We start from the raw sequence: 8,931 nt of genomic DNA on the forward strand, positions 1-8,931 counted from the left end.
TTTTTTACGGTATATCCATTTTCAATCATAATTTTTGAAAAAGGATTGGGAACACCTAAATCAAAAATAGTTTCTGAAGTAGCAATGTGTTTTTGTAAAAACTCTAAAGTGTGTTTGAATCTCTTATTTGGAAACGTTTTTTCGTACATATTTTTGATGAGTAACGGTTAAAATTCCGTCTAATTTTGTTAAAGCAACAAAGATAAATAAAGTTTTGAATTTTAAACTTTTAAAGAGAATGATATCAATAAGAAATTCGCAGCTTATAGCTTAAACTGCGAATTTTATATAATGATAATTGTGATTAATATCGGTACACAAATGCATTGATATTCATTCCTGCCCCAACCGAAGCAAAGATTAAAATATCTCCTTTGCTAATTTCTTGATTTTCAATTTTACCTTGAAGTACTTGATCAAAAAGTGTAGGAACGGTAGCCACACTGCTATTTCCTAAATCGTGAATGCTCATTGGCATCACGTCTTTTGGCGGTGTTTTTCCGTATAGTTTGTAGAAGCGATGCACAATGGCTTCGTCCATTTTTTCATTTGCTTGATGAATTAATATTTTTTTCACATCGTCAATGCCTAAACCGCTTTTGTCCAAGCAACTTTTCATCGCAGATGGAACATTACTTAATGCAAATTCGTAGATTTTTCGACCATACATTTTAATGTATTTAGTGTCGGGATCTAAATTAGGATTATAGGATTTTCCGAAGAATAAATAACTGGCTTCGTCATTGGCAAAAGTGGCACTTTCGTAAGATAACATTCCGCTTTCATCATCTGAGGCTTCTAAGATAGAAGCGCCAGCTCCGTCAGAATATATCATAGAATCTCGGTCGTGATCATCTACCACTCTCGATAAAGTTTCTCCTCCAATGACTAAACAGCGTTTTGCCATACCTGACTTGATGAAAGCATTGGCTTGCAAAACACCTTCAATCCAACCCGGACAACCAAAAAGAAGGTCGTAGGCTACGCATTTTGGATTCTGAATTTGCAATTTGTGTTTCACTCTAGTGGCTAAACTTGGCAACATATCCGATTGAATAGTGCCGTGTTTTACGTCGCCAAAGTTGTGTGCAAAAATAATATAATCGATAGTTTCAGGATCTATATTGGCATTTTCAATGGCGCGTTTTGCGGCAAAATAACCTAAGTCTGATGAGGTGTATTGGTCGTTAGCATAGCGTCTATTTTCAATTCCAGTGATGCTTTTGAATTTATTGACAACTACTTCGTTTGGATATCCAAATGGACTTCCGTCTTCGTTTAAAAAAACATGTTTAGAAAAATCAGTATTGCTTACGCTTTTTTCAGGAATATAACTTCCTATTCCGCTTATTTTGATGTTCATAAAGTACTATATTATAGTACGAATTTATCGTTTTTATTCGGAATAATTACGATAAAAAGTAAACTAAGCCTGTTTATTATCAATTTTTTAATAAAAACCTTTTAAAAATGATAATATAGTAGTTATTTTTCTTGTTGCGCAATTTTTATTTGCATAATGGTAGATAGATTATGGGCTTGGTTCTTCATTCGTTCGCAATTGAATCCTTCAAAGTTTTCGTCGATAGCTGCTTCAAAGTGAGCGAGCCAAATTTCAAATAACTCTTTGGATAAATAGGATTTGGCATTGACATCTAAATGGATTTGAGTCAAATTATTCACATAGCCACCTGTTCCCAAAATAGCTTGCGACCAAAAAGTAACCAAAATCGGTAGATGCTCTTCTAGTTTTATTTTAACGACATCGGTGAAAATGTAGCTGATTTTTTCGTCAGCTAATAATTTTTTATAAAATTCGTCTACTATGGTATATATTTCTTCTGGTGTTTGAATGTCTTTCATTTTGGAAAAAAATTAAAGTATAAAGTTACGCGATTTCAATTGTAATCAACAGATTAAAATCCTAATTTCTGAGTATGAAAAAGGTTTCAAGGATTCTGAACTCAATTCAGAATGACACTTGAAACCTTCCTCTTTGTATCTAAGCTCGTACTTCGTATATCAATTTACATGTACGCTTCAATTGGCGCACAAGAACATACTAAATTTCGATCTCCGTAGGCATCATCCACACGACGCACGCTTGGCCAAAATTTATTTTCTGATAAGTAATCCAATGGGAAAGCGGCTTGCTCTCTGGTGTATGGGAAGTTCCAAACATCAGCAGTAAGCATCGCTTGTGTATGTGGTGCGTTATGTAAAACCGTATTATGATTATCTGCTGTAGCTACTGCAATTTCTTTTCTGATAGCAATCATGGCATCGCAAAAACGATCCAATTCAGCAACATCTTCCGATTCAGTTGGCTCAATCATCAAAGTTCCTGCTACTGGAAAAGAAACCGTTGGTGCGTGGAAACCATAATCCATCAAACGTTTTGCAATATCAGTTACTTCAATACCTTGTTGTTTGAAAGCACGACAATCTAAAATCATTTCGTGAGCTGCTCTTCCCATTTCACCTGAATATAAAACAGGGTAATGTGCCTCTAAACGCGCTTTCATATAATTGGCATTCAAAATAGCATATTTTGTAGCATTGGTTAATCCTTCTGAACCTAACATCGAAATGTAGCCATACGAAATTAAACACACTAAAGCCGATCCGTAAGGTGCTGCTGAAATAGCTGAAATAGCTTGATTTCCTCCTGTTGGAATAATTGGATTGGTTGGTAAAAACGGAACTAATTTCTCGTTGACACAAATTGGTCCAACACCAGGTCCACCACCTCCGTGAGGAATAGCAAACGTTTTGTGTAAGTTCAAGTGACAAACGTCAGCACCAATCGTAGCTGGATTGGTTAAGCCTACTTGCGCATTCATATTGGCACCATCCATATAGACTAATCCGCCATTTTCGTGGATTAGATTTGTGATTTCGATAATCGAACTTTCAAAAACACCATGTGTAGAAGGGTAGGTTACCATTAAACAAGACAAACGGTCTTTGTACTCCATGGCTCTGGCGCGTAAATCTTCAACATCAATATTTCCTTCTGGAGTCGTTTTGGTTACGATAATTTCCATTCCTGCCATCGCTGCCGATGCTGGATTGGTTCCGTGTGCCGATGAAGGAATCAAACACACATTTCTGTGGTGATCTCCTCTTGACAAATGATAAGCTCTGATGGTCATTAAACCTGCATATTCCCCTTGCGCACCTGAATTTGGTTGCAAAGTAGTTCCGGCAAAACCAGTAACCACATTCAATTGTTGTTCTAGTTTTTTAAGCATGATTTGGTACCCTTCTGCTTGTTCAACAGGAGCAAACGGGTGAATGCTGTTCCAATTGGCCATTGACAAAGGCAACATTTCGGCTGCGGCATTCAATTTCATCGTACAAGAACCTAAAGAAATCATAGAATGGTTCAATGATAAATCTTTACGCTCTAATTTTTTGATATAACGCATCAACTGACTTTCAGAATGATGGTTATTGAATACTTCGTGTTGCAAGAAAGTAGAAGTTCTTTCTAAGTTTTTGGGAACCATTGTTTCATTTGCAAATTGATCAATTTGCATCTTTGACTTTCCTAAAGCTTCCGCAAAAATGCTTACTATTTGGTTTAAATCTGCTAATGAAGTAGTTTCGTTCAATGCAATCGAAATCGTTTCGTTGTCTACATAGAAGAAGTTTACTTCATTTTTCTCTGCTACAGCTTTCACTTTCGCAGCATCTGCTTTAACCAAAAGGGTATCGAAGAACGCAGTGTTGGTTTGGTAAACGCCTAATTGATTTAGGGCTTCCGCCAAAGTCACTGCCGAAGCATGAATTTTATTGGCAATATATTGTAGTCCTTTTGGTCCGTGGTAAACAGCGTACATTCCAGCCATAACAGCCAATAAAACTTGAGCTGTACAAATGTTTGAAGTTGCTTTTTCACGTTTGATATGTTGCTCACGAGTTCCTAAAGCCATTCTCAAGGCACGATTTCCATTGGCATCAATGGTTACACCAATGATTCTTCCTGGCATGGAGCGTTTGTGTTCTTCTTTAGTAGCAAAATAAGCTGCGTGAGGTCCTCCGTATCCCATTGGAATACCAAAACGTTGTGAAGTTCCCACCACCACATCAGCTCCCATTTCTCCTGGAGGAGTTAATTTGGCCAATGCTAAAAGATCCGCTGCTACGGCTACTTTTATTTCGTTAGCGTGTGCATTAGCAATAAAACTAGCATAGTCATTGACTTGACCATATTTTCCCGGATATTGTAACATTGCACCAAAGAAATCAGTTGAGAAATCAAATGTTTCGTGATTACCAATCACTAATTCTATTCCTTTTGGAGTAGCACGCGTTTGTAAAACAGATAAAGTTTGTGGTAAAATTTCTTCTGAAACGAAGAACTTATTTACGTTATTTTTCTTTTGGTCACGAGAACGCACGTCAAATAATAAAGCCATTGCTTCAGCTGCAGCAGTACCTTCATCAAGTAATGAAGCATTTGCAATCTCCATTCCTGTTAGTTCAATGATAGTAGTTTGGTAGTTTAAAATCGCTTCTAAACGACCTTGTGCAATCTCTGCTTGGTAGGGTGTGTACGCCGTGTACCAACCCGGATTTTCAAAAATATTTCTTTGAATTACGGCAGGAATTGCCGCAGGGTGATACCCTAAACCGATGTGTGATTTAAATACTTTGTTTTTGCTTCCCAATTCTTGAATATGGCTTAAGTATTCGTATTCTGTCATTGGAGCGTCTAACTCTAAGTCTTTTTTTAGTCGAATGTCATTTGGAATAGTTTCAGCAATTAATTGGTCAAGTGAATCAACTCCGATAGTTGTAAATAGGTGTTGAAGGTCACTTTCTCTTGGACCTAAATGGCGTAAAGCAAATGCGTCTGTTCTCATTTAAATAGAATAAAAGTAAATATAGTTGTGTTTGAATTCGGTGTTAGTCTCTTTTTTAGAGTTCGAGCACAAAAGTAATTATTAAACTTGTATTTTTAAGTTCAACAAATGGTAATATTTTGAGAATTTGTTAACCAAAATCCAGTCTTATTAACAGATTTGTTAGTTTTGTGGCATGCTTAGTCTTAGGAAAATTTTAAATTTCTACATCCAGTCCTCTATTCATGTTGGGATAGCTGTGTTCTGTTTGGTTCAGCTAAGCGTACCTCAATGGAGTAGTTATTCTTTTCTGGTTTTGTTTGGAACAGTGGTAGGCTATAATTTTTTGAAATATTCTGAATGGTATTTGTTTAATAAGCCTTTACGAATCCATCTCATTGGGATACTAAGCGTTACTTTAAGTGCTGCAATAGGGGCTATATTGCTTTTCTTTCAGCAAGATGTTGCAATACAGTTGGATTTGACAATCGCTTTAGGATTGGTTGTATTGTATCCTTTTATTCGTAAACTGGGCTGGTTAAAACCATTTTTTGTGAGTGGAGTGGTGAGCTATATTACGGTGGTTATTCCCTTAACGTCTAGTGTAGATGTTGCTTGGTTTTTTGCACAACGGTTTCTATTGTTGTCTAGTGTAATGATTCCTTTCGAAATTTTGGATAGCACCACCGATGCTGTTGCTATGAAAACCTTGCCTCATTTGTTTGGAATAGCGAGGACAAAACAAATAGGTTATGCGTTAGTAGGTTTGTTTTGTATTGCCTCTTTTCATACACTATCCATGCTTTATCCCTACTTTATCTATGCTTTATCTTCGGTAATTGCTATTTATTTTTCTTCCGAGAAAAGGAGTTGGTATTATACTTCGTTTTGGGTCGAAAGTTTACCAATCCTGTGGTGGTTAATTTTGATGGTATTCCTATAAAAAAAACCGAAGCGAGTAACTTCGGTTTTTATATGTCTAAAATTTCTAATTGTCTAAATCAATCCCGCGCGTTTCAATAAGGCTTCTGGTTTTGGTTCTTGCCCTCTAAAACGTTTGTATAGAATCATTGGGTGTTCTGTACCCCCTTTTGAGAGGATGTTTTCTTTAAATTTTGTAGCGACCTCCTTGTTGAAAATACCTTTTTCTTGGAAATAAGCAAAAGCATCGGCATCCAAAACTTCAGCCCATTTGTAACTGTAATATCCCGAAGAATACCCTCCTTGAAAAATATGAGAGAAGGAAACACTCATACAATTTTCGGCTACATCAGGGTAGAGGCTTGTGCCTTCAAAAGCCGTTTTTTCAAACGCTTTGATATCAGAAATTCCCGTTGGATTATTGCTGTGAAACGCCATGTCTAATATTCCAAAACTCAATTGGCGTAAGGTGGCCATTCCTTCTAAGAAACTAGCACTTTCCTTTATTTTTTCTACATATTCTTGCGGAATGATTTCGCCTGTTTCATAATGTTTGGCAAACAAAGCCAAAGCTTCCGGTTCGTAACACCAGTTTTCCATCATTTGCGAAGGCAATTCTACAAAATCCCAATATACCGAAGTCCCTGATAGACTCGGATAGGTGGTGTTAGCCAACATGCCGTGTAAACCGTGTCCAAATTCATGAAACAAGGTAGTTACTTCGTTGAAGGTTAATAGAGAAGGTTTGGTTGGAGTAGGCGGTGTAAAATTGCACACATTGGAGATATGTGGTCTTTCGTTTACGCCATTTTGAATGTATTGTGGTTTGAACGAGGTCATCCAAGCCCCATTTCGTTTGCCTTTTCTTGGAAAAAAATCAGCATAGAATAACGCTACTAATTCGTTTTTCTCATCTACGACTTCAAAAGTCTGTACATCGGCGTGGTATTTGTCAATAGTGTCGATTTCTTTGAATGTCAACCCAAATAATTTATTAGCAACAGTGAAAGCGCCATTTAATACATTTTCTAATTTGAAATATGGCTTCAAAAGTTCGTCATCTAAATTGAATAATTTTTGTTTCAATTTTTCAGAATAATAGGGTCCGTCCCATTTTTCTAATTGGTCGATGCTATCTAATTCTTTGGCGAAAGCCGTTAATTGTGCCAACTCTTTTTCGGCTGCCGGTTTCGCTTTGGCTAACAAATCATTTAAAAACGTTTTTACTTGATTAGGGTTTTGTGCCATGCGCTCTTCTAAAACAAAATGTGCGTGGGTTTCATAGCCTAATAAATTAGCACGTTCGTAACGTAGTTTGGCAATTTGTAACGTAATTGCTTGGTTGTCGAATTCATTGTTTTGAAATGCTTTTTTCCCTGCGGCAATGGTGATTTCCTTGCGCAATTCACGGTTATCAGCATAGGTTACAAAAGGCAGGTAACTCGGAAAGTCTAAGGTGAAAATCCAACCTTCTTTCTCTTTGTATTCGGCTAAAGCACGAGCCATTTCAATGGCACCTTCGGGCAATCCTTTTAAGTCGGCTTCGTTGGTGATGTGTAGTTGGTAGTTATTGGTTTCTGCCAATACATTTTCGCCAAAAGTCAGTTTTAATTTGGCTAATTCGGTGTCAATTTCGCGTAAGCGTATTTTTTTATCTTCGCTAAGTAAGGCTCCATTGCGGGCAAAACTTTTGTATTTCTTATCTAATAAAGTGGCTTGTTCTGGGGTTAGCGTCAAATCCTCTTTTTGATCGTATATGGTCTTAACTCTTTGGAACAAACCTTCGTTTAACGAAACATCATTGCTAAAAGCAGTTAGTAATGGAGAAACTTCTTGTGCAATTTTCTGCATTTCGTCACAGGTTTCTGCCGAATTCAAATTGAAGAAAATAGAGGATAAACGATCTAAAGTTTGCCCTGAAAAATCCAAAGCTTCGATGGTATTTTCAAAAGTAGGCTTCGCTGGATTATGAGTAATCGCATCAATTTCTGCGCGCGCTGCTGCAATAGTGGTTTCAAAAGCAGGTTGGTAATCGCTCATTTGAATTTGAGAGAAAGGCGCTGCATTGTATTTGGTAGTGTATGTTGAGGTTAAGATGTTCATTGCTCTAAAGTGGCATCCCGAAACTACGGGAGCGCAAAGTTTTATAGTTTAAAATTTTCTAAATCTTGATAGGTATTCCAAAAACGTAAAAGTTCTATTTTAGTTGTTGTAACTCTATAATAAAGTGTAATCTGTTTTGTAATTACCACTTTGTGAACGTTTTTATAATTTGTAGAAACAAAAAAGGTGTTGTTGTTTGAAATTAATTGAATGGTGCTTTCTGCTTTTTCAATAAAGTTTAAAACGTCTTGAAACGTCCACTCTAATTCCAAATAGTCAATATTTTGCCAATAGTCTGTTTTTGCTTGTGGTGACCAAATGACAATCATTATTTAAAATATTTTGAATATTTATTTTTGGTTTCCTCCATAACGAGGTTATGAGAGATTCCTTCATTATTTTCTAATGAATAAAGGGCTTCGTCAATGGCTGCTTTTTGTTTTTCTGTTAGATTCGATTTGGATTGGATTAAATGAATAATTTCTTCAATCAACATCGGATTTTCAATATCCAAAACAATTTTTGCAAGCTCTATTTTAGAGGTATGAATGTTCATAGGAATTGTTTTTTATCAAAGATAATTATTTTTTCAATCCTTCTGATGCTTTGATAACTACTTCTTTTAGGTTTTGTTTGTAGGCAATTATTCGGTTTAAAATAGTGGTATCCGCACTTCCGATGATTTGAGCTGCCAAGATTCCTGCGTTTTTAGCTCCGTTCAATGCCACTGTAGCTACAGGAACTCCGCCCGGCATTTGCAAAATTGATAAAATCGAATCCCAACCGTCAATTGAATTACTTGATTTTACAGGGACTCCAATTACAGGGAGGGGACTCATAGAAGCCACCATTCCAGGTAAATGTGCAGCACCACCTGCACCCGCAATAATTACTGAAATTCCTCTTTCGTGTGCCTTTGTGCTAAAATCAAATAATTTTTCAGGAGTTCTGTGTGCCGAAACAATATCTACTTCGGTTTCGATTCCAAATTCTTTTAAAATGTCGATGGCGTCTTGCATTACCGGCATATCCGAAATGCTTCCCATGATGATGGCTA

Annotated in this window: 8 protein-coding genes and 1 pseudogene; 1 reads left to right on the plus strand and 8 read right to left on the minus strand. The window is 36.7% G+C overall.

The window, feature by feature from the left end:
* The 4 genes and pseudogenes from Q0L65_RS04410 to gcvP all read right to left on the minus strand — a co-directional run.
* Positions 1-149, minus strand: a pseudogene (locus tag Q0L65_RS04410) (methyltransferase); the annotation flags it as partial.
* 155 nt (positions 150-304) lie between these two features.
* A complete protein-coding gene (locus tag Q0L65_RS04415) occupies positions 305-1,363 on the minus strand; it encodes a ketoacyl-ACP synthase III (protein WP_296683916.1) in 1,059 nt (352 codons plus the stop codon).
* Between the two features lie 122 nt (positions 1,364-1,485).
* Positions 1,486-1,863 (minus strand): group III truncated hemoglobin, encoded by a 378-nt coding sequence (locus Q0L65_RS04420; protein ID WP_296683918.1) that lies wholly within the window; start codon positions 1,861-1,863, stop codon positions 1,486-1,488.
* Positions 1,864-2,027: 164 nt separating this feature from the next.
* A complete protein-coding gene (gene gcvP / locus Q0L65_RS04425) occupies positions 2,028-4,871 on the minus strand; it encodes an aminomethyl-transferring glycine dehydrogenase (protein WP_296683920.1) in 2,844 nt (947 codons plus the stop codon).
* Between the two features lie 247 nt (positions 4,872-5,118).
* Between gcvP and Q0L65_RS04430 the strand changes: the two genes are divergently transcribed.
* On the plus strand, positions 5,119-5,793 hold the full coding sequence (locus tag Q0L65_RS04430) for a hypothetical protein (protein WP_296683922.1): 675 nt from the start codon (positions 5,119-5,121) through the stop codon (positions 5,791-5,793).
* A gap of 53 nt (positions 5,794-5,846) precedes the next feature.
* Here Q0L65_RS04430 and Q0L65_RS04435 read toward each other — a convergent pair whose 3' ends face one another.
* The 4 genes from Q0L65_RS04435 to purE all read right to left on the minus strand — a co-directional run.
* The gene (locus Q0L65_RS04435; RefSeq protein WP_296683925.1) at positions 5,847-7,874 is read right to left on the minus strand and encodes a M3 family metallopeptidase; all 2,028 of its coding nucleotides are present in this window, start codon (positions 7,872-7,874) and stop codon (positions 5,847-5,849) included.
* A 41-nt stretch (positions 7,875-7,915) separates the two neighbouring features.
* Positions 7,916-8,203 (minus strand): type II toxin-antitoxin system RelE/ParE family toxin, encoded by a 288-nt coding sequence (locus Q0L65_RS04440; protein ID WP_296683927.1) that lies wholly within the window; start codon positions 8,201-8,203, stop codon positions 7,916-7,918.
* A complete protein-coding gene (locus Q0L65_RS04445) occupies positions 8,203-8,430 on the minus strand; it encodes a hypothetical protein (RefSeq protein ID WP_296683929.1) in 228 nt (75 codons plus the stop codon). The genes Q0L65_RS04440 and Q0L65_RS04445 overlap by 1 nt, the downstream gene beginning before the upstream one ends.
* 25 nt (positions 8,431-8,455) lie before the next feature.
* Positions 8,456-8,931: 5-(carboxyamino)imidazole ribonucleotide mutase (gene purE, locus Q0L65_RS04450; protein ID WP_296683932.1), on the minus strand; the 476-nt coding region annotated here is incomplete at its 5' end.

It is taken from the genome of Flavobacterium sp. (genome assembly GCF_024642105.1).
Taxonomy (GTDB): Bacteria; Bacteroidota; Bacteroidia; order Flavobacteriales; family Flavobacteriaceae; genus Flavobacterium.

Excerpts from the sequence above, each read along its gene's own strand:
- Q0L65_RS04420 (WP_296683918.1), bottom strand. The coding sequence starts at position 1,863 with ATGAAAGACATTCAAACACCAGAAGAAATATATACCATAGTAGACGAA.
- Q0L65_RS04445 (WP_296683929.1), bottom strand. The coding sequence starts at position 8,430 with ATGAACATTCATACCTCTAAAATAGAGCTTGCAAAAATTGTTTTGGAT.
- Q0L65_RS04415 (WP_296683916.1), bottom strand. The coding sequence starts at position 1,363 with ATGAACATCAAAATAAGCGGAATAGGAAGTTATATTCCTGAAAAAAGC.
- gcvP (WP_296683920.1), bottom strand. The coding sequence starts at position 4,871 with ATGAGAACAGACGCATTTGCTTTACGCCATTTAGGTCCAAGAGAAAGT.
- Q0L65_RS04440 (WP_296683927.1), bottom strand. The coding sequence starts at position 8,203 with ATGATTGTCATTTGGTCACCACAAGCAAAAACAGACTATTGGCAAAAT.
- Q0L65_RS04435 (WP_296683925.1), bottom strand. The coding sequence starts at position 7,874 with ATGAACATCTTAACCTCAACATACACTACCAAATACAATGCAGCGCCT.